Annotated in this window: 19 protein-coding genes; 12 read left to right on the top strand and 7 right to left on the bottom strand. The window is 43.1% G+C overall.

Features of this window, described 5'->3' with window-relative positions:
• Positions 1-96 precede the first annotated feature (96 nt).
• Positions 97-2,229: a polyribonucleotide nucleotidyltransferase gene (gene pnp, locus BLS28_RS14135; protein ID WP_091168327.1), complete on the top strand. Its 2,133-nt coding sequence runs from the start codon at positions 97-99 to the stop codon at positions 2,227-2,229.
• Positions 2,230-2,384: 155 nt separating this feature from the next.
• A complete protein-coding gene (locus tag BLS28_RS14130) occupies positions 2,385-2,657 on the top strand; it encodes a hypothetical protein (RefSeq protein WP_091168111.1) in 273 nt (90 codons plus the stop codon).
• Between the two features lie 176 nt (positions 2,658-2,833).
• Here BLS28_RS14130 and BLS28_RS14125 read toward each other — a convergent pair whose 3' ends face one another.
• On the bottom strand, positions 2,834-4,000 hold the full coding sequence (locus tag BLS28_RS14125; protein ID WP_091168108.1) for a putative sensor domain DACNV-containing protein: 1,167 nt from the start codon (positions 3,998-4,000) through the stop codon (positions 2,834-2,836).
• 243 nt (positions 4,001-4,243) lie between these two features.
• Here BLS28_RS14125 and BLS28_RS30825 point away from each other — a divergent pair, with 243 nt between their 5' ends.
• From BLS28_RS30825 to BLS28_RS14095, 7 genes are all read left to right on the top strand, one after another.
• Positions 4,244-4,414 (top strand): hypothetical protein, encoded by a 171-nt coding sequence (locus BLS28_RS30825; protein ID WP_167516166.1) that lies wholly within the window; start codon positions 4,244-4,246, stop codon positions 4,412-4,414.
• 71 nt (positions 4,415-4,485) lie between these two features.
• The gene (locus BLS28_RS14120; RefSeq protein ID WP_091168104.1) at positions 4,486-5,646 is read left to right on the top strand and encodes an MFS transporter; all 1,161 of its coding nucleotides are present in this window, start codon (positions 4,486-4,488) and stop codon (positions 5,644-5,646) included.
• A 95-nt stretch (positions 5,647-5,741) separates the two neighbouring features.
• A complete protein-coding gene (locus BLS28_RS14115) occupies positions 5,742-6,257 on the top strand; it encodes a DinB family protein (protein ID WP_091168101.1) in 516 nt (171 codons plus the stop codon).
• 141 nt (positions 6,258-6,398) lie between these two features.
• Entirely contained in the window at positions 6,399-7,001 is a 603-nt protein-coding gene (locus BLS28_RS14110) for a TetR/AcrR family transcriptional regulator (RefSeq protein ID WP_091168098.1), read from the top strand.
• 417 nt (positions 7,002-7,418) lie between these two features.
• Positions 7,419-8,564, top strand: coding sequence for an efflux RND transporter periplasmic adaptor subunit (locus tag BLS28_RS14105; protein ID WP_091168324.1), 1,146 nt, complete (start codon positions 7,419-7,421; stop codon positions 8,562-8,564).
• Between the two features lie 24 nt (positions 8,565-8,588).
• Positions 8,589-11,789 (top strand): efflux RND transporter permease subunit, encoded by a 3,201-nt coding sequence (locus BLS28_RS14100; RefSeq protein WP_091168095.1) that lies wholly within the window; start codon positions 8,589-8,591, stop codon positions 11,787-11,789.
• Between the two features lie 68 nt (positions 11,790-11,857).
• A complete protein-coding gene (locus BLS28_RS14095; protein ID WP_091168093.1) occupies positions 11,858-13,270 on the top strand; it encodes an efflux transporter outer membrane subunit in 1,413 nt (470 codons plus the stop codon).
• Positions 13,271-13,336: 66 nt separating this feature from the next.
• Here the strand turns inward: BLS28_RS14095 and BLS28_RS14090 are convergent, their stop codons facing one another.
• Positions 13,337-14,914, bottom strand: a complete 1,578-nt coding sequence (locus BLS28_RS14090) for a hypothetical protein (protein ID WP_091168089.1) — start codon at positions 14,912-14,914, stop codon at positions 13,337-13,339.
• A 323-nt stretch (positions 14,915-15,237) separates the two neighbouring features.
• Between BLS28_RS14090 and BLS28_RS14085 the strand changes: the two genes are divergently transcribed.
• Complete coding sequence (locus tag BLS28_RS14085) at positions 15,238-17,028, top strand: beta-N-acetylhexosaminidase (protein WP_091168086.1); 1,791 nt, start codon at positions 15,238-15,240, stop codon at positions 17,026-17,028.
• Between the two features lie 41 nt (positions 17,029-17,069).
• Here the strand turns inward: BLS28_RS14085 and BLS28_RS14080 are convergent, their stop codons facing one another.
• Entirely contained in the window at positions 17,070-17,411 is a 342-nt protein-coding gene (locus tag BLS28_RS14080; RefSeq protein WP_091168082.1) for a hypothetical protein, read from the bottom strand.
• A gap of 334 nt (positions 17,412-17,745) precedes the next feature.
• On the opposite strand from BLS28_RS14080, the gene BLS28_RS14075 reads away from it, so the two are divergent.
• Both BLS28_RS14075 and BLS28_RS14070 read left to right on the top strand, forming a co-directional pair.
• Complete coding sequence (locus BLS28_RS14075) at positions 17,746-19,518, top strand: glycoside hydrolase family 9 protein (protein ID WP_091168079.1); 1,773 nt, start codon at positions 17,746-17,748, stop codon at positions 19,516-19,518.
• Positions 19,519-19,620: 102 nt separating this feature from the next.
• Positions 19,621-20,406 (top strand): alpha/beta fold hydrolase, encoded by a 786-nt coding sequence (locus BLS28_RS14070; RefSeq protein WP_256337420.1) that lies wholly within the window; start codon positions 19,621-19,623, stop codon positions 20,404-20,406.
• On the opposite strand, the gene BLS28_RS14065 is transcribed toward BLS28_RS14070, so the two are convergent.
• The 4 genes from BLS28_RS14065 to BLS28_RS14050 all read right to left on the bottom strand — a co-directional run bounded on the left by BLS28_RS14065 (position 20,403) and on the right by BLS28_RS14050 (position 26,509).
• On the bottom strand, positions 20,403-21,440 hold the full coding sequence (locus BLS28_RS14065; RefSeq protein ID WP_091168073.1) for an Atu2307/SP_0267 family LLM class monooxygenase: 1,038 nt from the start codon (positions 21,438-21,440) through the stop codon (positions 20,403-20,405). The two genes, BLS28_RS14070 and BLS28_RS14065, sit on opposite strands and share 4 nt — an antisense overlap.
• Positions 21,441-21,443: 3 nt before the next feature.
• Positions 21,444-23,771 carry a family 20 glycosylhydrolase gene (locus BLS28_RS14060; RefSeq protein WP_176844462.1) on the bottom strand — a complete coding sequence of 776 codons (2,328 nt, stop codon included), beginning with the start codon at positions 23,769-23,771 and terminating at the stop codon, positions 21,444-21,446.
• A gap of 87 nt (positions 23,772-23,858) precedes the next feature.
• Entirely contained in the window at positions 23,859-25,769 is a 1,911-nt protein-coding gene (locus BLS28_RS14055; protein ID WP_091168070.1) for an AAA domain-containing protein, read from the bottom strand.
• A gap of 95 nt (positions 25,770-25,864) precedes the next feature.
• The gene (locus tag BLS28_RS14050) at positions 25,865-26,509 is read right to left on the bottom strand and encodes a response regulator (protein WP_091168066.1); all 645 of its coding nucleotides are present in this window, start codon (positions 26,507-26,509) and stop codon (positions 25,865-25,867) included.
• Between the last annotated feature and the right edge of the window lie 116 nt (positions 26,510-26,625).

Genomic DNA, 26,625 nt, shown 5'->3' with positions numbered 1-26,625 from the left:
ATTTTAGGATGGCTTTTTTACTTTTGCAACATATATTTACACACATAAAATCCGATGCGCTCCCGAAGATGAAAAGTGCATCACAAACAAAAAAAGATGAGTTTAAACGTAATTAAAAAAGTTATTGATCTGGGCGACGGACGCACCATTGAGATCGAAACAGGTAAACTGGCCAAACAAGCGGATGGTTCGGTAGTGATAAAAATGGGTGACACCATGTTATTGGCTACTGTTGTATCATCGCCTGAAGCTAAAGAAGGAGTTGACTTCTTGCCTTTATCTGTTGACTACCAGGAAAAATACGCTGCAACAGGCCGTATCCCGGGTGGTTTTTTACGCCGCGAGGCCCGTTTATCAGACTATGAGGTTTTGATCTCCCGTTTGGTTGACCGTGCTTTACGTCCATTATTCCCTGAAGATTATCACGCTGATACACAAGTGATGATCTCTTTAATATCTGCCGATAAAGATATTATGCCCGATGCATTGGCCGGTTTGGCAGCATCTGCAGCTTTATCTGTATCTGATATACCTTTTAACGGTCCAATCTCTGAGGTACGTGTTGCTAAAATTGACGGGCAGTTAGTAATTAACCCTACTTTAAGCCAGCTTGAAAATGCAACTTTAGAATTTATTGTTGCAGGTAGCGAGCATGATATCAACATGGTTGAGGGCGAATCAAAAGAAATTCAGGAAGCTGAATTGGTTGAAGCCATCAAATTTGCCCATACTGCTATTAAACTGCAATGTTTAGCTCAAAAAGAACTGACCATTGAAGTTGGTAAAACCGAAAAACGTGTTTATAGCCATGAGCATAGCAATGAGGACTTGAAAAAAGCTATCTACGCTGCTACTTATGATCAGGTTTACGCCATTGCTTCTGCTGCATCTGCAAAAGAAGAGCGGAGTGCTAAGTTTAAAGAAGTGCGTGACGCCTATATCGAAACCTTAGGTGAGATAGATGATATTACTAAAGGCCTTGCTAAAAAATATTACCACGATGTGGAATATGATGCTATCCGTAACCTTGTGTTAGACGAAGGCAAACGTTTAGATGGTCGTACTACTACACAGATCCGCCCGATATGGAGCGAAGTTGGCTATTTGCCATCGGCTCACGGTTCGGCGATATTTACCCGCGGCGAAACCCAGTCATTAACTACCGTTACCTTAGGTGCTAAGGATGACGAGCAAATGATTGACGGTGCGTTCATTAACGGTTACCAGAAATTCCTGTTACACTACAATTTCCCTGGTTTTTCAACCGGCGAAGTTAGGCCTAACAGGGGTGCCGGCCGTCGTGAAATTGGGCACGGTAACCTGGCTATGCGTTCATTGAAACAGGTATTGCCATCTGAAGATGAAAACCCTTACACTATCCGTGTAGTTTCTGATATTTTGGAATCAAACGGTTCTTCTTCAATGGCTACAGTTTGTGCCGGTACACTGGCGCTTATGGATGCAGGTGTTAAAATTAAAGAGCCTGTATCAGGTATCGCGATGGGTTTGATCACCAACGAAATGGGTACCAAATATGCTATCCTTTCTGATATCCTTGGTGATGAAGACCACTTAGGTGATATGGACTTTAAAGTAACCGGTACTAAAAACGGTATCGTTGCTGTACAGATGGACTTGAAGATCAACGGCCTTTCATACGAAGTATTAACCAACGCGTTAAACCAGGCTAAAGATGGCCGTTTACATATTCTTGGCGAAATGGCTAAAACCATTACCGAGGCACGTGCCGACTACAAACCACACGCTCCGCGTATCGTTACCATTAAAATTGATAAAGAATTTATTGGTGCAGTTATCGGGCCCGGTGGTAAGATCATCCAGGAAATGCAACGCGAAACTGGTGCTACCATCTCTATCGAAGAAAAAGACAACCAGGGTATCGTTCAGGTATTTGCCGATAACAAGGCTTCTATCGACGCAGCGTTGGGTCGCATCCGCGCTATCGCTTCAAAACCAGAAGTTGGCGAGATTTACGAAGGTAAAGTAAAATCAATTATGCCTTTCGGTGCGTTTGTTGAAATTATGCCAGGTAAAGATGGTTTGCTGCACATATCTGAAATTGATCACCGCCGTATTGAAACGATGGATGGCATCTTCCAGATAGGCGACGAAGTAAGGGTTAAACTGCTTGACGTAGATAAGCAAGGTAAACTAAAGCTATCGCGCAAGGTTCTGCTACCTAAGCCTGAACCAAAGCAAAATAATTAAGTATTTTTATACAGTAGCAAAACCCTCTTTATGAGGGTTTTGCTATTTTGTTTTAATTTTTTTTATTTTTTTAAAACAAAAAGCGGATGTTTAAACTTATTAACTGTTAATACGTAGTTGATAAAACCATAATTCCGATCCTGTTTGATAAAAAAATGACCCCTGCTACTAACGATCCTTTAGATTTTCTGAGCAAGAATTCGGCTGGAATGCAGACGGGTACTCAAATTGATTTGGTTCAGCAGTTGCTCTACGAAATAATAAGGGTTAAAGAAATTATTGTTTATTATGACTCCATTCCCAATGGAGGCGGTCAGCTTGGATCATCTATCCTCAATGAGCTGGTTTCAGAAGCTTATCAGTCGCTGGTTAATTACGATACCGTACTGATGCGGAAATATTACGATTTATTGTTGAACTGCGATTAAACGCCCCCCAGCCCCCTAAAGGGGGAGGTTAGGGACATAGATTAGTGACTGGAGATTAAGGATTAGGAATCCAGGAGGAGATTAAATCATTAACTAAAGATGTTTATCTGTTTGTTTTAATTTACGAAAATTATTGCGAGATACCTTTCTATCTCCCCCTTTAGGGGGCCGGGGGGCTACAGCAACAATATATCAATCTGGTGCGCATGCACCATCCCCACAACCGGCGACCATGCAAATACTGTAAACCGGCCATCCTGCGAAGCTACCAGTGCTAAGGCGTCCTTTTGATCAAAAACAAACTGTGCCGCCGCTAAATGCCTTGTACCGCCGTTTTGCGCCGGGTGGATCACCCGGGTTGAGCAACCGACAATAGGCTCGGTCACTACGATCTCTTCGACAGGTGAGCTTTTTGCTGCACGACCTATTTTGGCACCGAAAGCCAGCAACTCATGTTTATCATTTATCAGCGTTGCGCCGTCTATCGAGGTTAATCCGCCTATGGTATCAACCGCGCGGCGCATTTTTTCCTGCCATGAGGTGTGGTAACGGTCGATGCCTTCGTGAATCATCAAATCGGTAAGACCTGAGAACGGAGGATCGACAGGATAGGAGATCGGGGTAATGATAGATTCGCGCCATTCTTCATTTCCGGAGGGCACAACTAATAATATGCCGCCACGTTTATGGGCTTGCATGGAGGTAGCCAGCTGAACTAATACGTTTACCGGATCATTCCATAGAGACGGCAAAGTAAAATCAAGCATGGCCGAAAGTACATTAGGGCAATCAGAAATGCTGGAGCCGTGCTCGTCAACAACTTTGATATCGTCGCCTTTTAATATGGCTATGTTTACAAATTTGCCAAAACCCTCTACACGGCGATGTTTGATCACCAATAATCCGGGTTCAATTACTTCCAGCACAAAACAGTAAGCCGGAATAGCCAGGGTAGTTCCCCAGATGTATAGTTCATCATCTTCTATCCAGATGCCTAAATGAATGCCCGGCTGTTGTACTGCCGAGGCAAATTTGGTGAGGATATTAGGCGCGAGTTTAATTTTTCCACCAAACAACAACGGCTGACCGGCAGCTTCGGGCGGCAAAAAAGCAAGTGTGAATTTTGGTGAAAATCCCTCTTCCCGTCGCAAGCTTGCCCAAAATGAGATATCGATGAGTGATTCGATAGTGGTGCAGCTGGGGGTAGGAGCAAGGTCTATCTCATTATTATCGGCAAGCGCCTTGGCATGAAAATGCCTGAAATGCCTTTCAATAATGGTTGCTACTTTACCGGCTGCTTTATATGTAGGTCCTGAACTCAAAGTTTTGGTGGTGTCTTTCATTTAAATACTTATCTCAAAAGTAAAGCTAAAAAAACATGCTAACAAACTAACGCATCAATATTGCAATTAGATGAGCCGGCCTCATCCCAAACCCTTTTCCAAAGGGGGAGGATTAAATGAGGCTGTTTGTCAACCGTTTATCATACTCATTATCAATTATCTTCCTAAAGTCAGTTGTTGATCCAGGTGAATTTTTTTTGAAACTATTGTAGCAATTTTGCAGCCTGAAACGATAATGTAATCATGAAACTCATATCACACCTCATATCACTCACCCTGCCGGATACCACACCACTGCAGGTATCAGCCCTTTTAAACCTCGGGTTAACTTACGTACAACAAGGTTTCAATAAAGTTTTTCATAAAGCGGCTCAAAATAATCAGCCTTGCGGCGAACTTCAGCCATGTATGTAAGCTGTATTTAATTGCAGATAACGGCAACCGTCCTTATAAATTATAGCTAAATTTGCGTGTAATTATTAAGTATGGATCAGCTAACGGCTGCGGGCAAATCAAAAATGCGGATTGCCAACAGTGTCTTCTTCTTTGTTTCGGGCTTCGGGTATTCTTCATGGGCCTCGCGTATTCCATCCATAAAACATCAGCTTAATTTAAACGAAGCCCAGTTGGGGGTTGTGCTGTTTGCTATGCCTGTTGGCCTGATGCTTACCATGCCTTTAACGGCTAAAATGATCAAGCATTTCAGCAGCCGTATAATGATGCTGATAGGTGCACTGGCCTTTAGTCTGGTGCTTTGCCTGCCCGGTTTTGCAGCTTATATGTGGCAACTGATAGTAGTTTTATTTTTTGTTGGCTCAACCCGTAATATATTAGGTTTATCCATGAACTCGCAGGCCGTGGGGATCCAGGCTTTGTATGATAAATCGATCATGGTAACATTCCACGGCATCTGGAGCCTGGCCGGTTTTGGCGGCGCTGCTGTCGGCTATTTAATGGTATTATTTAACGTAGAGCCGTCATATCATTTATTAGCAGTAGGAATTGCAATGCTGATCCTCTCGGTAATATTTTATCCCTCAACATATGATTATCAGCCTGCCGAAACACCCAATAAATCGGTGTTTTCCATGCCCGATAAACACTTGCTTAAATTTTCTTTAATATGTTTCGCCTCTATGGCCTGCGAAAACACGCTGTACGATTGGAGCGGTGTTTATTTTGAAAAGGTAGTCCATGCCACCAAATCATTCGCTGAGGCCGGCTTTGTAGTTTACATGGTTACCATGACCATTGGCCGCTTCGCGGGCGATAGGGTAGTATCGGCCATTGGTATAAAAAAGGTGTTAACTTATAGCAGCTCGCTGGTTTTGGCCGGTTTGCTGGTATCTGTGTTTTTACCATATACTTTAACCGTTTATTTGGGCTACGCCATGATAGGCATGGGGGTGTCATGTATAGTGCCGCTGATTTTTAGCATGGCCGGTAAATCAAAAACAATGAACAGCAGCCAGGCACTGGCCGCCATATCAACAGTTGGTTACCTGGGTTTTGTTATAGTACCACCAATAGTTGGTTTTATTGCTCAGGCAGCAAACCTGCAAATAGCTTTTTTTGTTGTTGCCGCCTTTGCTGCCATGATGATATGGCTGGTGCGTAAAATTGAAGATGAGCCTGTGGTATCATAGTTTTGTCATATAAGCTGCTTAGTATTTACGCCAGCCCCGTTTTAGCTTATAATTGTGTCATCAAATCCACTGGTTTGATATAACATCTGCAACAAATGAGCACAAACATTACCGAAACCAGCATACAGCCGTCAACAGAATTATTTATCAAAATGGTAGTCTCCAACTGGGAACTGCAAAACAGTCGCCTAAACGGTTTACTCGATAAGTTAACTGACGAAGCTCTTGCTGCCGAAACTGCTCCCGGCCGAAACAGCGGTATTTACCTGCTGGGCCATCTTACTGCTGTTAGCGACGGAATGTTTACCTATTTAGGTTTGGGCGAAAGGCTCTATCCCCAGCTGGATCAAATTTTTGTTAAAAGTCCTGAAAATTCTGGGTTGGAGAAACCGTCACTGGCTGAGCTTAAACAATATTGGGCTAAAGTAAATGAGGTTTTAACCGAAAGGATGAATGCTATGCAGCCCGAAGAATGGTTTAAGCCGCATAGCGCCATTTCAGCAGATGATTTTGCAAAAGAGCCGCACCGTAACAGATTAAATATCCTGATTAATCGTACTATACACCAGGGCTATCATATTGGGCAATTGGTTTACCTGGTAAAGAAATAAGCGTTTGCCGACCGGATTTGACTCAAAAGGTTTAATCCATGACAATTGGATGAAACGTTTTTTACAAAGGGATGGTAAATAATCCTGAAAACCGTTATACTTTTGCTTAACACTGTTAAATGATTTAATAGTGTGATCAAAATGGCAAGTAAAGAACGAATCCAGCGCTTAAAAGAAGAAACCCGGGTTAATATCCTGGATGCCGCGCTCCACATAGTTAAGCATGAAGGCTGGCAGGCTTTAAGCATGCGGAAGATTGCCGATGTAATTGAATACACCGCACCCATTATATATGAATACTTTGCAAATAAGGATGCTATATTAATGGAACTTACCCGCAAAGGCTATTTGATATTAGCAAAAGACATGGAGGAAGCCAAAGAAAAGCACCGCCTGCCCGAAAAGCAGCTGGAAGCCATGTGGCTTGCTTACTGGAACTTTGCTTTTGAAAATAAGGAACTTTACCAGGTTATGTTTGGCGTACAGATGAACTGTTGCTGCGAGATGGTAAAATCAATGCCCGAAGCCCAGCTCCCTACTACTATGGTTAGCGAGGCTATTATGCAACTGATGGATATAAAAGATATCAATGACGAAATGATCTGCACCAAGTACTATACGTTTTGGTCGGTCGTACACGGTTTGGTGTCCATCAACTTACTGAGCAGGGGATTCTCTGACGAAGTTAACCGCCAGGTTTTAAAAGATACCATAGGCGGTATCATCAGGTCGATGAAAGATTAATTCTTTCTGTGACTTGAAAACTACACTGTTAAATTACCTTACAGTGTTAGGTAATTGTTAAGCACTTTTTAAAACAAACTCTTAATACAATGAAAAAGCTCACTCACAACCCACGCAGTCTATTTAACAGTGTTAAACGATTTAACGGTGTTGTAACATCTAATTTATGTACTTGCTGTAATTAGCGTACATCGTTTCGGTATATCGTCATGAAAAATCGTGAAAATAACGATATAAGGCATTGGAAATTAAATATTATAAATATAAATAGTTGATAGTCAGCTAAGTATGTAACTGGCATCTCAATTGAAAATGATCGGCAATAGTAAAACAATGAAAACAATCAAATCATCATATATCACAAGCCCAACGGCTTTTTCTAATCCTATTCATTCACCACTCTTAAAATCATCACTCATGAAAACACTCCTTTTAGCAGCAGTTGCAGCTTTAACATTATATGGATGTTCATCTGCACCGCAGGCTCCAACAGCACCTCCACCACCGGCTTTACCGGTTGCTTCTATAGTATCAGGTACCGAAACTACTTACCAGGAATATCCCGCTTCAATTGAAGGCGCCGTTAACGTAGAGATCAGGCCACAGGTAAGCGGTACTTTAGATAAAGTATTTGTTGACGAAGGCGCTTTCGTATCTGCCGGTCAGCCAATATTTAAAATTAATGAACAACCATACCGTGCAGCTTTAAATAATGCATTGGCAAGCTTACATGCCGCCGAAGCAGCACATGTAAATGCGCAACTGGAAGTTGAAAAACTAACTCCGCTTGTAGCTAATAAAGTAGTTTCTGACTACCAGCTAAAAACAGCTAAGGCAGCAGCTGATGTAGCGAAAGCCAATATCGAATCGGCTAAAGCTAACGTAGCTACCGCGCAGATCAATTTAGGTTATACCTTAATAAAAGCTCCTGTAAGCGGTTATATCGGTCTGCTTGCTAAGAAACAAGGTAGCCTTGTTGCTCCTGCGGATGTTGCTCCACTAACTCAATTATCAGATGTTCATGATGTACACGTTTACTTTTCATTGGGCGAAAAAGATTTTGTTGCCTTTAAAGAACAATATCCAGGTGCCAGCCTGAAAGATAAATTGAAAAATGTACCATCAGTATCATTATTGTTAGCTGATAATACAGAATATGCTAAACAAGGTAAAATTGATATTGTAGACGGCCAGTTTGATAAAAACACCGGCGCTATCACTTTAAGGGCAAATTTCTCAAACCCCGACGGTCTTTTACGCTCTGGTAATACCGGCAAGATCCGTTTAAGCCTGAGCCATAAAGATGCTTTGATTGTTCCGGAAGCTTCAACTATCGAAATGCAGGATAAAGTATTTGTATTTGTAGTTGGCGATAGCAGCAAAGTGAAAAAACAACCTATCGACATAATTGGTAAATCAGGTGATCATTACCTGGTTAAAGATAAAGAAGCTATTAAAGCCGGCGACCAGATCGTGTTAGAGGGCATTGATAAACTACAGGAAGGTATGGTTATCCAGCCTCAAAAGGCTGCAGATAAAGTAGCCGCTGTAGTTAAGAAATAATACATACACTTAAACTTTAAAGTCATGTTTCAGAAATTTATAGAAAGACCGGTACTCTCAACTGTTATCTCCATATTGCTGGTGATAGTAGGTGTGCTTGGTTTAACAAAACTGCCCTTAGAGCGGTTTCCTAATATTGCCCCTCCGTCAGTATTGGTATCGGCTGTGTATCCGGGTGCCAATGCCGAAACTATTTTACGTTCCGTTACGCCTTCGTTAGAAGAAGCGATTAACGGTGTGGAAAATATGACCTATATGACCTCTACCGCCAGTAATGACGGTACATTGGGTATTACCGTTTACTTTAAACAGGGTACTAACCCCGATCAGGCAGCGGTAAACGTTCAAAACCGTGTTTCACAGGCTTCAAGCCAATTACCAGCCGAGGTTTTGCAATACGGTATTACAACTACCAAACAGCAAAACAGCTTTATCGGTGCTATGGCCATCTACTCTGAGGATCCTAAAAAATACGATCAAACCTTTGTGGCCAACTACGCACAGATCAATATCGTTCCGGAAATTAAACGTATTCCGGGTGTAGGTTCTGCCAGTATCTTTGGTGGTATTAAGGATTATTCAATGCGTGTTTGGCTAAATCCTACCCAAATGGCAGCTTACAATGTTACTCCTGCCGAGGTTACAGCCGCTATACAGGACAAAAACCTTGAAGCAGCACCAGGTAAATTTGGTGAGCGCAGTAACGAAGCATTTGAGTATGTAATTAAATATAAAGGTAAACTTACCAAACCAGAGGAGTACCAGAACATCGCCATCCGTGCTAATGCAGATGGCTCTGTATTGCGTTTAAAAGACGTAGCACGTGTTGAACTGGGTGCTTATTCATACAATAGTGTTAGTAACCTGAATGGCCACGATGGTATTATCATCGGTATTATCCAATTGTCAGGTTCAAATGCCAACGAAATCCAGATCGCTATCGACAACCTGATGGTGAAATTATCTAAAGATTTCCCTGTCGGGATTAAATACAACCAATTCTATCGTACTAAAACCGACCTTGATGAGTCTATCAACCAGGTTGAGCATACCTTGGTTGAGGCCTTCATCCTTGTGTTTATCGTGGTATTCGTCTTTCTACAGGATTTCAGGTCAACGTTGATCCCGGCGATAGCGGTTCCGGTTGCTATTATCGGTACGTTCTTCTTTATGAACCTTTTCGGTTTCTCAGTTAACTTGTTAACGCTGTTCGCATTGGTATTGGCCATCGGTATTGTGGTGGATGACGCCATTGTGGTAGTGGAGGCGGTGCATGCCAAAATGGAGCATGACCCAAGCCTAACCCCTAAGGCTGCAACTACGGAGGCCATGCACGAAATTACGGGTGCTATTATATCCATTACGCTGGTTATGGCGGCGGTGTTTTTACCGGTGAGCTTCATGACGGGCTCAACAGGTATCTTCTATCGCCAGTTTGCCTTAACCATGGCTATATCTATTATTATATCAGCTGTTAACGCTTTAACCTTAAGTCCTGCCCTGGCAGCCTTGTTTTTAAAGAATAAACATAGCGAAAATGGTCATGACGCACCTAAGAAAAGCTTTGTAGAGAAATTTTACGCGGGCTTCAATGGTGGCTTCAATTATATGACCAACAGGTATGTTGGCGGCTTGAAAGTTCTGATCCGTAATAAATGGATCAGTATGGCCGGCCTTGCCTTAGTAGTTGTTGCTACAGTTTACATGGTAAACAAAACCAAAACAGGCTTTATTCCTACCGAGGACCAGGGCTTTGTGGCGATAGCAGTAAATACACCATCAGGTACTTCATTAGCAGGAACTAACAAAACCTTTAAACTGGCTGAGGATCAGTTGAAAACACTGCCGTCAGCACGATTTGTTACCGCGCTTTCTGGTTTTAACTTCTTAACACAATCCAGCAGCCCGTCAGCAGGTGTTATCTTCCTGTTGTTGAAGCCTACTGAAGAAAGGGGAGAAGTTAAAAATATTGATGCTATCCAGAATATTGTTAGGGGCAAATTAGCAGGCATACCAGGTGGTACGTTCTTCGTGTTCAGTTTCCCAACCGTTCCTGGTTTCAGCAACGTGGAAGCGCTTGACGTAATGCTGCAGGATAAAACCAACGGCAGGTTGGATAAATTTAGCGGTGTTGCCAATAACTTTATCATGAAACTGATGCAGAAACCAGCGGTTGCTTTCGCCTTTACTTCATACAAAGCTGATTACCCTCAGTTACAATTAGAAGTTGATGACGAAAAAGCCAACCAGTTGGGTGTAAGTGTTAAAGACATCCTGTCAACCATGCAGGCTTACTTTGGTACCGCACAGGCATCAGACTTTAACCGCTTTGGTAAATACTACCGTGTGGTTGTTCAGGCAGATATTGCAGACAGGACAGATCCATCGGCAATTGACCGTGTGTTTGTTAAAAACAAATCGGGCGAAAATGTGCCGATCAATACCCTGGTTAAATTAACCCGTGTGTATGGTTCAGAAACTGCTTCACGTTATAACCTCTTCAACTCTATCGAAATTAATGCTATCCCTAAACCTGGCTACAGCTCTGGTGATGCCATTAAAGCGATTGAGGAAACTGCTAAGGAGCAACTGCCGCAAGGTTTTGCCTATGAGTTTACTGGCCAAACCCGCGAGGAGATTTCTTCAAGTGGTCAGTCGACTGTGATCTTCCTGTTGTGTTTGGTGTTTGTATACTTCCTGCTGTCTGCGCAGTATGAAAGTTATATCCTGCCATTGGCGGTAATACTTTCAATACCTACAGGTTTATTCGGGGTATTCATTGTGTTAGGCTTAACCGGTATCGAAAACAACATCTATGTACAGGTTGCGCTGATCATGCTCATCGGCTTGCTGGCCAAGAACGCCATCCTGATCGTAGAGTTCGCGGTGCAACGGCGAAGGGCAGGGCATGGGCTGGTTCAGTCGGCTATCGAAGCTGCTCAGCTCCGTATCCGTCCAATCATCATGACCTCCATGGCCTTCGTATTCGGTTTATTCCCGATGAGTATCGCTACCGGCCCATCTGCACAGGGTAACCACTCTATCAGTATTGGTGCAGCAGGCGGGATGGTTTCAGGCGTATTGTTAGGTTTATTTATTATACCTGTACTATACGTGATATTCCAGGGCTTGCAGGAACGCATTAGTGGCAAACCTAAGCCGCTTGCCGCTGCCGGCGACCATGGTAAAGATGCTGTAGTTTTAGAAAACGAATATTCAGCTTAATCAATCAAAACATCAACTAAAACTATCACGGCCGTTAAAATCCGTGATAGTTTAAAAAAGATATAACAATGAAAAATATAATAGGCAGTTTGGCTTTAGCACTGGTGGTGCTTGCCGGCTGTAAAGTTTCAAAAGATGTTGCTACGCCAAAGGACGCGCAACCTGAAACCTTCAGGAACGCTGTTACCACCGGCGATACCAGCAGCATTGCTGACTTGCAATGGAAAAACTTTTTTACCGATGCTGCTCTTCAAAAGCTGATTGACAGTGCTATCGTTAAAAATTACGATATGCAGGTGGCCGTAAAAAATATCGAGGCTGCACAATTGCAGTTTAAACAAGTTAAGTGGAATTATGTTCCTACTCTTGGCTTAAACGTTACTGCAAGCACCAACCGCCCGTCTGATAACAGTGTTACCGGTTTAAGTATCAAACAATACAATATTGGTACTAAACATGTCGAAGATTATAATGCTAACCTGGCGCTGTCATGGGAAGCTGATATCTGGGGTAAAATCCGCAGTCAAAACCGTGAAGCTTTGGCCCTGTACCTGCAAACTAATGAAGCTAAAAGGGCTATCCAAACCAACATCGTATCAAGTGTATCACAAGGTTACTATAACTTGCTGATGCTTGACGAGCAACTGGAAATAGCTAAGAAAAACGTAAAACTGAATGACAGTACATTGCGCATCATCAAATTGCAATACGATGCCGGTCAGGTTACTCTGTTAGGTGTTCAGCAGGCACAGGCCCAGTTAGAAGCTGCCGCGCAATTGGTTCCTCAGTTTGAACGCGATATCAATGTTCAGGAGAATGGCTTGAGCATATTGGCAGGTAGGTTACCTGACGCTATTGAACGTAGCGCTAAACTTAATGATATTACTTTCCCCGAAACACTTTCGGCAGGTGTACCATCAGCAATGGTGAGCCGCAGGCCAGATGTACGCAGTTCGGAGTTGGCTTTAAATATAGCTAACGCGAGGGTTGGTATCGCTAAAGCCCAGCTTTACCCTTCATTAACTATAACCGGTCAGGGTGGTTTAAACTCATTTAAATCAAGCAACTGGTTTAACATCCCTGCTTCATTATTTGGTACAGTAGCAGGTGGTATAGCGCAACCGTTGTTACAACATAAACAACTGCGTACCCAATATGAAGTTGCCAAAGTTGACCGCGAAAAAACAGTGATCCAATTCCGTCAATCTGTATTAAATGCGGTTGGCGAAGTATCTGACGCTTTGGTAAGGCTCCAAAAGCTTAAAGAACAACAAACTATCGCTGCAAACCGTGTTAAAACATTGCAACAAGCTACAAGCAATGCGAGCATGTTGTTTAAAAACGGGCTTGCTACCTATCTTGAGGTGATTACTGCGCAAGGTAATGTATTGCAAGGTGAGCTTGAATTAGCATCTATTAAAATGGCTCAACTTAGTGCCAACGCTGAGCTTTACCGCTCATTAGGCGGCGGCTGGAAATAAGCGTTATCCACCCCCCGTGAAAATGGAAAACGGCTGATCAGAGATCCTGATCGGCCGTTTTCCATGTTAGGGATATGCCTTTCCCTGCGTTTTATTGCACCGGCTTTTTTTAGCTGATGTTATATATTCATTTATAATCAACAATAAAACAGGCAGCAGCAAACCTGTCAGTAAAGCAAAAAAATATACTAATAATGATTTGGAGAGCATTGATTCCTTCGCATGCCACGTTTCACTTATAATGAGCCTTGGCCCGGGGGCTTGCCCGCCTGAGCCATGTAACAGCCTGTTATACTGTTGTTGCTTGTTTTCAATTAAAGCTTTTATTTGGGCGATAGAATCATTCAATTGCAGCGATAAAAATGATGCTATTGATTTTGAATCTTTTGGGTGATCGACATCTTTTGGTTGCACACTATCTTGAGGTTGCTCAACATCTTTTGGTTGATCAACGTACTTAAGTTGGCGGACATCTTTAATTTGATGAGCATTTCTGATTTTTTGTTCTTTTACCGTTATGCCGTTAACAAGTGCTTCTTTTATTGAATTAAGTTCGAGTTTGAAAGCGTAAACGCTTGCATCAGCATTGTCCGAATCCTGCATTACCCGCTGTTTATTGAGTTGCGCTTTATTAAAATCTTGTATGAGTGCTTCGATACGGTAATCGCTAACCTGATGATTATCCGGTATGATAACAAAAGCGTCATTAGGTTTCAAGGCGTATGCTTTAACAGCAGTAAGTGCATTTAGGCCGGCTCTTTCTTTTTCCGTCAGTGCCGTTTTCGCCGTCACCAGTACCGGAACAGCTCTCCGCTTCGGCATTTGTCTGGGCTTTTTAATGTTGTTCAGTATGGCTTGCTGTTCGTGATACTTATCTGCCACCGCTTTATAATAAGCTATGCTATCGTTTAATTTAAGAAGTAACGTGGTATCAATAACAGCCGGTTTAGTGGGTGAAACAGGTTTAGCATATTGGGCATTAATTATTTCTACAAGTTTATTCAAAAAATCATGCCCCTTTTGAGCATTATCCGTGTTTATGCTCAATTCAAAACTGCTATCGTTCAAAATTTTCGCACGCATACTTTTGCTAAATTGTTCAGTTAAATCGGCAGAGCGAGTGAGTTTTACTATCAGCGGTAGTTGTATTGATTTAAAAGCTGGCCCTTTTATTATGGTGTAACTTAGAGATCCGTACTTAACCGGGTGGTATAAAGGTACATCTGTGAGTACATTATCCTGATCAATCCTGCAAACGCCGCCATTAATTAAATTGATGGTGATTTCAACAGCAGAAGTATAGAAGTTGCTCTTTCCGGGTATAAGCTTAATGGGTAATGAATTGCCATAAATCTCTTTTGTTGTAAAAGTTCCCTTATGATAATAACTTACCTGGAGCCCCAATGCATTGACCGCTTTTTTTATCGTGGTTTCAGAGCGCAACTCGTTAATTGCTGTCGTTAATAGTTCCCAATCATCGGAAGCATCCAACTCTACGCTCACTTTGTATTTAGGGGATGAAAAAAGTAAATAAACTGAAGTTGCTAAAACAACAATTACTACCGAAGCAATCACGAAATATCTGTTGCGGAATAACAGGCCAGAAATATTCCTTCCCGCTCCTTTGATGCGAGCCTGGTTCATAGGATGCAATACTTGTGCTGATGTAAATTGCTGTAATTTAGTAATTTGCAATTTATCCAGAACGCTCGTTTTGTGATTGTTCTTCGCGCTGTGGTAATTTTAGTAACGCTTTACATGTTGTTATAGCTAAACTCACAATCGTATCTCAAAAATTGTGAAACAATTTATACAACTCCCTGAGTGCATTGACAGGTGATTTCATGACCTTACGGATAACAACCTGCCCGGTTGCAGCAGTTAAACACTTTGTTACAAACAAATTACCGGGTTTTTCAAAGAAAATTCATATCATAGCAGCCCCAAACTATTTGAGTTGTTTTTAAATGAAATTTAAGATCGTACTTGTATTTATTTTGTTTTCCGGATACGTACGGGCGCAAAATGTCAATATAATCCCGCAGCCCAAGTCTGTTGTTAATGGTACAGGGCAGTTTACATTCAGTAATCACAGTACCGTTGGTGTAAATGATGCTTCGTTGTTGCCAATAGCCCGTTACTTCCAAAAACAGGTAAGCCAGTCGGCAGGTTTTACGCTTGCCGTTGATAATAAAGATGCAGGTAGTGTTATTCATTTGTTGTTAACCAATGGCGATCCCGCCGCGGGGGCATATTCCTTAAAAATTGTTGCCAATGAAATTACCATTTCTTCGTCAAACCGTGACGGGGTGTTTTATGGGATGATTTCCTTGCTGCAAATGATCAAAGACCAGCCCCGGGGCGAAACCATCAGCTTAGCGTCTTTAACCATTACCGATACGCCGCGCTATCAATGGCGGGGGCTAATGCTTGACGAATCCCGCCATTTTTTCGGGATGGAAAAAGTTAAGCAAATCCTTGACTGGATGGCTTACTATAAGCTAAATAAGTTTCACTGGCATTTAACCGATGCCCAGGGCTGGCGTTTGGAGATAAAGAAATATCCTAAACTGACACTGATTGGCGGTATCGGTAATTACAGTGATTCGATAGCCGATCCTCAATATTATACCCAAACCCAGATCAAAGAGATCATTGCTTATGCTGCGGAAAGGTTTATAACCGTGATCCCCGAAATTGATATGCCCGGCCATGCTACCGCAGCTAACAAAGCGTATCCGCAGTTTAGCGGCGGCAGTGTTGAAGGCTATCCTAATTTTACTTTTAATCCTGCAATCGATAGTACCTACCAGTTTCTTGGTAACATCATTAAGGAAACCAGCACGCTTTTTCCTTCTAAAATGATCCATTTGGGAGGCGATGAAGTGGCCTTGGGTGTTAAGGCCTGGTCGCTTAACCCTTCAATAGCCGGGTTTATGCAGAAAAATAATTTTGCCGATGTAGGCGAGCTGGAGCGTTATTTCTTTAAGCGCGTAGCCGACACCGCCATAAATGCAGGTAATAAAGTATTGGCCTGGGATGAAGCAACCGGAACAAACCTGCCGGCTGATAAAACCATTATTTTTTGGTGGAGACAAAATTTACCGGGCCAACTGCATTTAGCCGTTCAAAAAGGCTACCAGGTAGTGCTTTGTCCGCGCCTGCCTATGTATTTTGATTTTGTGCAGGATGCTGACCATATCTCGGGCCGCAGGTGGAAAGGTGTGTATAATACTGTGGGCAGTGTTTATGGTTTCCCTGAAAGGCAGATGCAGAATAACGAAGACCTGCAATCAAAACAGATCATAGGTGTACAAGCCAATATCTGGACTGAAATGATCGGCTCTGAAAAGCGCCTTGATTTTATGCTGTTTCCGCGTATAGCAGGTTTGGCCGAAGCTGGATGGACAGCCCCTGAGCTTAAGGACGAAGAAGCTTTCAATAACCGTTTAAAAGCAAGTATCAAAATCTACGATGCAGCTAATATCTATTATTTTAATCCTTTTGATAAGTTTTTCCATGATGAGGCTATTGATTTTGGTCCGAAGATCAGGAAAATGGAGAGACCGGCAGATCAGAATATAGAAGATGAAGGTTACCGCCCGAGGAGAAGACATGGAAAGTCTTCAAAAAGAACCTCTCATTCGTCAAAACATTCTTCTTCATCAAAGCATTCTTCCTCTAAGAAGTCATCATCTTCAAAAAAATCTTCTTCTTCAGGTAAAAGCAAAAAATCATCTCATAAAAAAAGGAAATAACCTCTAGGTTATTTCCCTTTTGAAATTACTTCCGGATGTTATTATCTGTATGAAGATAAGTGCGTAGTTTTAATACTAAGGACAAACGATTTGCCAACGCTTATCTTTACATTTTTGTCCTTTAAAATCGCTTTAACAGCTTCATCGGCTTTAAGGAGTTCGTACAAATCGCGCGCCACTGCCGATCCGCTGATGTTGTTGGTGACCTTGCCGTTTTCGATATTGATATTAAAGGTATAACCGGATTTTCCCCTGCTGCCGGCCGCTTCAAAATCAGTTATATTTAACTTAAACTGCTGCTCGTCCTGCAGACTTCTTTTCAAGTGCAGGCGTATTACAGGCATGTACTTTTGCCACGTGCTTAAATAATTTCTTTCGTCCATAATAGTGTTTGTAAAAGCGAAAGCCCTCGTAAAGTATTTATACAAGGGCTTCGGTTATCGGGTTAAAGAGATTGTTACACCTCCCGGCATTAATAGTTTTCAATAAATCAGCTTAATGTAACGGCCAATTTTTATAAGTTTCAAAGTTACCTAAATAAAATGGGTAAACAGGCAGCATGTTATAGTTTGTTTTAATACCCCAATTAAATTATAAAGAGTTGTTGGATAAATTGTAGTGGTAAATTAGGGGGATGGTTGCCGATTTTTAGGCCAGGGTTACTAACTGTCGGTTTATAAATACTGTAAATTGCATTGATCATTAAACTTCATTTACATGAATTCATTTGTTCGCCAAATTATCCTGTCAGCCTTTTTTTCGCTGTTTTGCTGTCTGTGCAAAGCGGATCCTGTTTTTTACATGAACCAGGTGGGGTATGATGCCCGGGGAGCAAAAACTGTTGTTGTGCGTTGCGATACCAAACTTGTGCCGGGTATACTTTTCGCGTTGCAAAACTCAAATGGTAATGCTGTATATATTGCTCCGTTAAATGGTCCGTTAAAGGTTGAGGAATGGGACAAGGACGGATATTTTTACCAGGCCGATTTTTCGGAATTTACAGCGGAAGGGAAATACAGAGTTTACATTGGTGCCAAAGATTTTAGTTCTCAATCTGATTGGTTTCAGATTAAGGGAAACGCATTGGCAGTAACTACCATCCCATCGGTATTGAGTTATTATAATAAGCAGCGGGCTAACACACCAACGGAGCTGCAGGCCGACGCAGCCGTTCAACTTTATGGCAGCGATAAAACAGTCGACCTGCGTGGCGGCTGGTGCGATGCGTCGGGCGATGTAAGCAAATACTTTTCGCACTTAGCTTATGCTAATTTTATGTCGCCCCAGCAAATACCGTTGGTAACCTGGTCAATGATCAATACGGTGCAAACCGCGCTGGGTTTGTTAAATAAGCTAAACGTATATGACGGTATGGTGAACGAAGCACTCTGGGGTGCTGATTACATGATGCGCGCCCTGTCAAAAGACGATTATTTTTACATGATCGTATTCAGCTATTTTAATAAAGACCCTAAAGCCAGGCGTGTTGTAGGGCTAAAAGCAAACAGCGTTACTACAGATGAGTACCAGGCTGCTTTTCGGGAAGGAGGGGGGATCGCTATTGCATCGTTGGCACGGATCTCGCAACTGAAAAAAGACGGTGACTTTAAGTCGGCGGAATATCTTGCCGCTGCCAAACGGGCTTTCGCGCACTTGCTGGCAAACAATACCAGATATGATGACGATGGCAAGGAAAATATTATTGATGATTATTGTGCCCTGATGGCTGCTACCGAATTGTGGATTGCTACCGATAGTTCCCTTTATCGTGATGAAGCCCGAAAACGTGCGCTAAATTTGAACAAGCGAATGAGCCCCGAAGGGTATTTTATTGCTGATGATGGCGACAGGCCTTTCTGGCACGCAGCTGATGCCGGCTTACCCGTTATCGCTTTATGCAGGTACCTGGATAAGGAGCAAGAAGCTGATGAGCGTTCTGGTGCGTTATCAACCATAAAAAAAGCACTGGATTATAACCTGAAGGTAACCGCTAATGTGGATAATCCGTTTGGCTATGCCCGCCAATCTTTTAAGTTTAGAGGTGCGGTAAAAGATGGCTTTTTTATCCCGCATGAAAATGAAACCGGCTGGTGGTGGCAGGGAGAAAATGCCCGCCTGGGTTCGCTGGCTGCGGCGGCATTGGTAGGGGGACGGTTAGTATATCCCGAAAAAGGTGGCTGGGGCATAAAAAGAGAACTGGCAGAGTATGCATCGCACCAGATAGCCTGGATACTGGGTTGTAACCCTTACCAAATGTGCTTTATGTATCAGTATGGTAAAAACAATGTGCCTTATATGAGTTCAAATTTCGGCCATGGATCGGGCAAGGGTGGGATTTCTAACGGAATTACCGGTAAAAAGGAAAATTCCGACGGCAGCGGTATCGATTTTAAAATAAAAGACAACGGCAACGAATGGCGATGGACAGAACAATGGTTGCCTCATGCCGCCTGGTATTTGCAGGCCGTTACCGCTATGGCTGTCCAGTAATAATTCGGAGCTGTCATTTTTTATACCTCAAATTGTCATATTTAATACCCGGTGCCTTATCTTCATACTGCTAAGTTTGTATTGAATTAAAAACCTATGGATATGACACAAACAAATATTGGGGGTAACTATGCCGTTGTTAACGGCCTTAAAATGTATTATGAAATTCACGGCGAGGGTTTCCCGCTGGTATTGATCCATGGCGGCGGTTCAGATATCGGCGTTACTTTTGGCAGGATATTATCTGCGTTTGCACAAAATCACCAGGTTATAGGGGTTGATCTGCAGGCGCATGGCCGTACGCCCGATAGAGGTGTACCTACCTCATTTGAACAAGATGCAGATGACGTAGCCGCTTTGCTTAAGCATTTGGACATAAAACAGGCCGATATTATGGGTTTTAGCAACGGAGGTAATACCGCCATGCAGGTAGCCATCAGGCATCCACAATTGGTTCATAAAATAGTGATTGCTTCTTCGTTCTATAAACGCAGTGGTTTTGATGACTGGTTTTGGGATTTTATGAAGAACGCAACCCTTGACAGTATGCCCAAACCTTTGCAGGACGCTTTCCTCGCCATAAACAATGACCAGGCCGCTTTAGAAATAATGCATAAGCGGGACCTTCATAGGATGCAGGGTTTTCAGGATTGGAGTGATGAGGCTATCCGTTCTATCACCATGCCCGCATTAGTTATTGCCGGGGATAAAGACGTGATCAGGCCTGAGCATACGCTTGAGCTATACCGCATGCTTCCCGATGCCCAACTTTGTATTTTGCCCGCAGGCCATGGCGATTATATAGGTGAGATTAGTGAGGTTCGTGAAGATGGGAACTACCCGGCGGTAACTATCATTGAAGAGTTTTTAACTAAGGCAAAAGCTTAAACTTTTGCCTTAGTTTCTTTACGTACAACAGGTGCAACCCTGGTGCCGTAAAGTTCAATTGCTTTTAAAATATCCTTGTGCTTGGTAAAGCCCGTAACTAACTGGGCTACGAAACGGGTGTTACCGAAAAGCTCATATTGTTGCATGATCTTGTCGATGGCTTGTTGCGGATCGCCTACTACCAATGGCCCAAAATCGCGAAGATATTCAAATTGTTCCCTTGTCATGGGCGACCAGCCCCTGTCTTTGCCAACACGGGTCATGAGGGCTTCGTAGCTTGGATAAAACTCGTCGGCAGCCTGTTGCGAGGTCCCTGCAATATAAAATTGCGAACTGATGGCCAATTGGAGCTTGCTTACATCGTGCCCGGCTTTGGCTGCCGACTCGCGATAAAGCTCAACAAAGGGTACAAAATGTTTTGGCGCGCTGCCCAAAATAGCGATGATCATAGGGAGGTTAAGTGCTCCTGCCCGTTTTGCTGAGGCAGGGGTTCCGCCAACGCCAATCCAAACCGGAATTTCCTGTTGCAGCGGACGAGGATATACGCCCTGGTTCCTGATTGGTGCCCTGAAATTACCCTGCCACGAAACAATTTCCTGCTTGTTAATCTGCAAAAACATTTCGAGTTTTTCTGTAAATAATGCATCGTAATCATCCAGGTCGAAACCAAAAAGCGGGAAAGATTCAATAAAGGAACCCCGACCGGCTATCATCTCCACGCGACCGCCAGATACCAGATCGGCAGTGGCGAAATTTTGAAATGTACGAACAGGGTCGACCGAACTTAATACGGTAACCGAGCTTGACAGCCGGATGTTTTTGGTAATAGCTGCTGCTGCTGATATCAATATTTCGGGTGCCGAGATCACAAAATCGGGCCGATGGTGTTCGCCGAAGGCATAAACATCTAAACCCACCTCATCGGCCAGCTTTACTTCTTCCAATAACTCCTCAACCCGCTTATGGGCATTTACGGCGTTGCCGCTCGTCCCATCGGGATGGATTTCACCAAAGGTGCTTATACCTAATTCCATGTATCAATAATAAAGATCGGCTGCGTTAAGCTCCTTCTTTTCAAAACTTCCGGGTGCGGTAACATATACTTTAAGTGGTGCTGCACGTTGCCTGTACCTGCCGGTTGGGGGAGGCGGTGCGTTGTATATATACTTTACCTTTAATTGATGAAAACCTTTCGCCAGTGGCAGCGCATATTCGGCTTCTGTTAGTTGTTCACCATCAATAAATAACTGGCTGGCGGCATAATTTGCAAGGGTAAAGTTATAAGTACCATCGGCCAATATATTCACGTAACCGTCATAAACTACACCAAAATTCGGGTTGTCTTTTTTCAAAGCTTCAGCATCCAGTTTATTGCTGACAGCCGAATCTTGAGGTGCTGTATAACTAAGCTGATCGGGTGAGGTGAATGTATTTTTTGTCCACTTGTATTTAAGCCCCTGTTTATTGGCCGTGTAGGTTACCGGAGGTAGTGGCGCTTTATTGTACATCAAAGTGCGGGTGGCGATACTCCTGCGCCCGGATGGTGTAATTACCCTTGTCCTCAATTCCCGTTTTTCGTTTTGCGGAATGGAGAACGTGATAGGCCCCTCATACTGCAAATCGGTATCCAACGGGTCACGGCCGTTTAATGTATAATAAATCTTAGCGCCGGGTACCACCGATTTTAGCGTGTAAACAAAATGAGGGCCTACTACCATGGTATCAATTGTTGTCAGCGCAGTGGGAACACGGTAGTTATAATTGATGGCATCAAGCTTTGCAAAGTGTTTGGCCAGCCTTACTTCGGAAAAATTTGTATAGTCCTTGTTCTCCGGCTTGCTCCAGGCTACTTCTGAAAGGGCGAATACTCTCGGCATGATCTGGTATTGAAGTTTGGCTACGGTAGGCACATACTCTGTCCACAAGTTGCCCTGGGTGCCTATTACATATTTCTGTTCGTCGGGAGTAAGCTGCTTTGAAACCGGATCATAATTGTATGTTTCTTCTAAAGTAGCATAACGGCCAAATGATACCGGCTCCTGCGGCGAACTGCTTTGATAATGATCAAAGTAATTACCGGTGGTTTGCGGTGTCATGATCACATTATGTTTTTGATGGGCAGCGTTAATGCCGCCTTCCTCGCCCTGCCAGCTCATCACGGTGGCGTTAGGGGCGAGGCCGCCTTCTAATATCTCATCCCAGCCTATAATGCTGCGGCCTTTGGAATTGATGAATTTTTCTATCCTTTGGATAAAATAGCTTTGCAGTTCTTTTTCATCTTTCAAGCCTTTTTCTTTCATCAAAGCCTGGCAAAATGCCGATTGTTTCCATGGTTCTTTACCTGCCTCATCACCGCCTATGTGAATGTATTTACTTGGGAATAAAGCCATCACTTCTGTAAGCACATCCTGTAAAAAGGTAAACGTTTGTTCGGTAGGGCAGTACAAATTATTGATATCGCGCGGGGCTTTTTGTCCAACTACTGTATCACATTTAAACTCAGGGTAAGCACGTAAGGCAGCTTCGGAATGGGCAGGCATTTCAATTTCGGGGATAACGTTGATATACCTGTCGGCCGCGAATTTTACTACCTCTTTAATTTGATCCTGGGTATAATAGCCGCCGTAGCTAAGCGAATCGAGCCAGTCGCGGTTGCTGCCAAACATGGTTTGCTGACGGAATGCACCCACCTGCGTAAGTTTAGGATATTTTTTGATTTCGATACGCCATCCCTGGCCATCAACCAAATGCCAGTGAAAGGTATTGAGTTTGTAAGAAGCGATAAGTTCGATCACCTTTTTTACCTGCGGAATGGTGAAGAAATGACGCGATACATCCAGCATCATTCCCCGGTATCCAAAGCGCGGCGAATCTTCAATTACCGCGCAAGGCAATTTGTAAACGGCTGCGTTTTCAACCGGGAAAAGTTGCAGTAAGGTTTGGATACCGTAAAACAGGCCTGCATCCTTACCAACTATGATGATATTACGAGGGGTGATGGTTAGTTTATAACCTTCCGCGGGTAATTTATTGGCTCCCTTTGCAGTTAAGATCAGCCCCCTGCTTTTTGCGGCTTTAAGCTTTGAATTGTATTTAGTTATTTTAATATTCAGGCGCCGGGTATCCTGCAGATAGCTTTTTAGCCATAAAACAGCTTTATCTTTCGGATTATCAGCCTTGATTGCTGTAAGCTGGCTAAATGTAAACGTGCCGCTATTTTTGGTAATGGAAGCAGGGGCAGGGATAATGCCCAAATGCGGATCATCGGTAGTGACCTGGGCCGATACTTTGTTTGTTTGCCCTAAAAAGATAAAAAAGCTTGCGAGCGTGATGAGTTTTGTTAAATAGTGTGCTTTAAAATTCATACAGGCGTGGATAATGATGAAAGGATAAATTTAACCATTATCCTATGCTGTAATGATGCTAAAGCTTATGTAACAAACAATTGACGTTTAATCGTAGCCTGCGTAATCCCATGCGCTTTGATAGCCGTTTAGCTGTTCCGTATAACTGATCATATCTCCATAAAAGGGAGCATACGCAAGTGTTGAGCTGTCGCCGATCATTACCAGTTTTTTGCGGGCGCGGGTCATGGCCACGTTCATGCGGCGGATATCGTTCAGGAAGCCTATCTCTCCGTTGGTATTGCTGCGTGTGAGGCTGATGTAAACCACGTCGCGTTCCTGCCCCTGGAAACTATCAATCGTGTTCACGGCAATTTTATCTGCGTAAACCATCAACTCTGTCGAATCCAATAACAATTGGTTTAAAATCCTGATCTGTTCCTTGTAAGGAGATATAACTGCAACGGTTGGGAAGTTTTCCGACGGATAATGTTCCTTAAGCTCACCAACCAGCTTATGCAGATGTTTAAACAGGAATGCAGCCTCTTCAGGATTCGCCGTGCTGGTGCCTTCCTGTTTTTCATCGTAACCACAGCCCGCGGTATCGACAAAGCTTACAGGCAAATCGCCGGGAATTAACAGCTGATGGGCAACGGTGGAGTGCGCCTTTAACCTGTTGTCATAAAACTCTTTGGATGAAAATCCCATAATGGCTTCATTCATACGGTATTGTTCTTCGAGCAATATCGCGGATTCGGGGTGGAGGACAATGCATTTCTCAAGCAGGGTAGTGCTAAGGCCATCCTTACTTGCCTGTTGCGATTTGATGGTAGGCGGGAGCTGCAAATGATCGCCGGCAAAGATCACTTTTTGCGCCTTCGATATCGGGATCCAGCAGGCGGGCTCAAGCGCCTGACCGGCTTCGTCGATAACTACCGTATGGAATTTTAAATTGCGGATGGTATAATGGTTAGCGCCTACAAGGGTTGCCGTAATTATCTGCGCTTTACCAATCAGGTCCTCCGTAATAAATTGTTCGGTTTTATCCACTTCTTTAATGAGCTGGTGAGCTGCATCAAAAAGTGCTTTGCGCTGATCACGTTCGGCTTTGCCAAAATTGCGCTTGTATTTGTGCGCCATGTTCTTGTACTCTGAAGCCTGCTTTTTAAGCTTTTTAATCTCCTTCATATCGCTATGGGCACTTATCCTGCTATCTAAAGTTAAAGCCATTAACTTTTCAGATACCCTTGCCGGATTGCCAATGCGGAGTACATTTAAACCTTCATTACTTAACTTTTCGCTTAGCAAATCAACCGCTGTATTACTTGGCGCTACAACAAGGATCTGTTGTTTGTTTTGCCTGATAAGTGCCTTGATAGCCTGTACAAGCGTGGTTGTTTTACCGGTGCCCGGAGGGCCGTGAACTATTGCAAGCTCCCGTGCCTCAATTATTTTTTGAACAGCCTGCTGTTGTGAAGCGTTTAAACCATTAAGCGGGTAATGAATTGTTTCGGGGATAAAAGCCGGCGTACTTTGCCCGGTTAACACCCGGGTGAGATGGCCTTCTTTATGATCATCAACAAGCCTGGCAGATAGTTTGAGCGCCTTCTGCATCTCGTCATAACTGTTATCATCAAACAGCAGGTCGATGCCGAGTTTGCCGCTCCTGGTCCAGTCGGGCAGCTCGTCGGTGTTCAAAGTTAATTTTAGGCGGTTACCGCCTTGGTATGATACCGTGCCGTTTACACGATCGGTTTTAGGATCATGGTTGGAGAACAATGCAGCTGAAGCGCCGAACCTGAACTGGTGACTAAGGTCTTGGTGAGAAGGCCGTTCCACCTCAACCGTAAGGTAATCGCCGCGTCCTATTTCCGTGCCTTTTATGGCTATGGGGTACCATGTAAGCCCTGCTGCCCGGCGTTCGGCAGCTGAAGATGTTTCAGTTAGTTTGAGGTAAGCCTGGCGGTCTTCGTCCTGCTCAGTTTGCAATAAGCTGAGCAGTTTTTTAAAATAGTCCATTTTGCAAAGGTAAAGCTTAAGCCTGGCTTTTGTATAATCACATAAAACACAAAAGAGGACTTGAATGTCCCCTTTTTCATATCCTGATTAACAAATTATTGCTGCCAGTTAGGTGCCGGTTTTGTTTCAAGAGCAATTGTATTCCTTGAAAGCTCTTCGTTTATCTTACCCAAAAAATGCCTTGTTAATGGTTTTGAAATAAAGCTTTTGACAAAGGGATATGCTTTAGCCCGTTTCTGATCGGCAGGGTCAACAGAGTTTGAAATAATATAAACCGAAACAGGTTTTACTAATGAGCTGTAAATGTTATTGAATAACTTTAAAAATTCCCACCCATCCATTACCGGCATATCGAGGTCAAGAAAAATAATGTTGGGTATTTCTGCATGTTTATCCCGGTTGTTATATAATGCTTTGTAAACAGGTTCCGGATCCATATAAAAACTTGCATTTAACCAATTATCTTTCAATATGATTTTAACCGTTTCATGAAAAATAATGTCATCGTCAATGATAGCGACCGAACGGTGCTGATCGTCTTTAATAAGATTGAGGATATCTTTTTTGATTTCGATAAGTAACGGAGACAAAAGTTCAGTACCGCATTCAATACAATTCAAGGTACGTGATAACGCAACCTCAAGTGGTACTTGTATTGATAAGCAGGTGGCATCGTTATATATGGAGTTTGCGCAATCTTTATTAAAGCAATAACAGGTGATTTTTTCGGTGCTGGCCATAGTGTAAAGGTTTTGTTTAGTAGTTCATTTTAAATTGCCTCAACATTGATGCCCCTTGTTGGTTTGTAGTTAAATATTTACAAAGCGGCTTCTATTTTGTCAGGATTGTTAAGGGT

The sequence above is a fragment of the Mucilaginibacter gossypii genome (assembly GCF_900100945.1).
GTDB lineage: Bacteria > Bacteroidota > Bacteroidia > Sphingobacteriales > Sphingobacteriaceae > Mucilaginibacter > Mucilaginibacter gossypii.
This window is presented reverse-complemented; position numbering and strand designations above follow the sequence as displayed.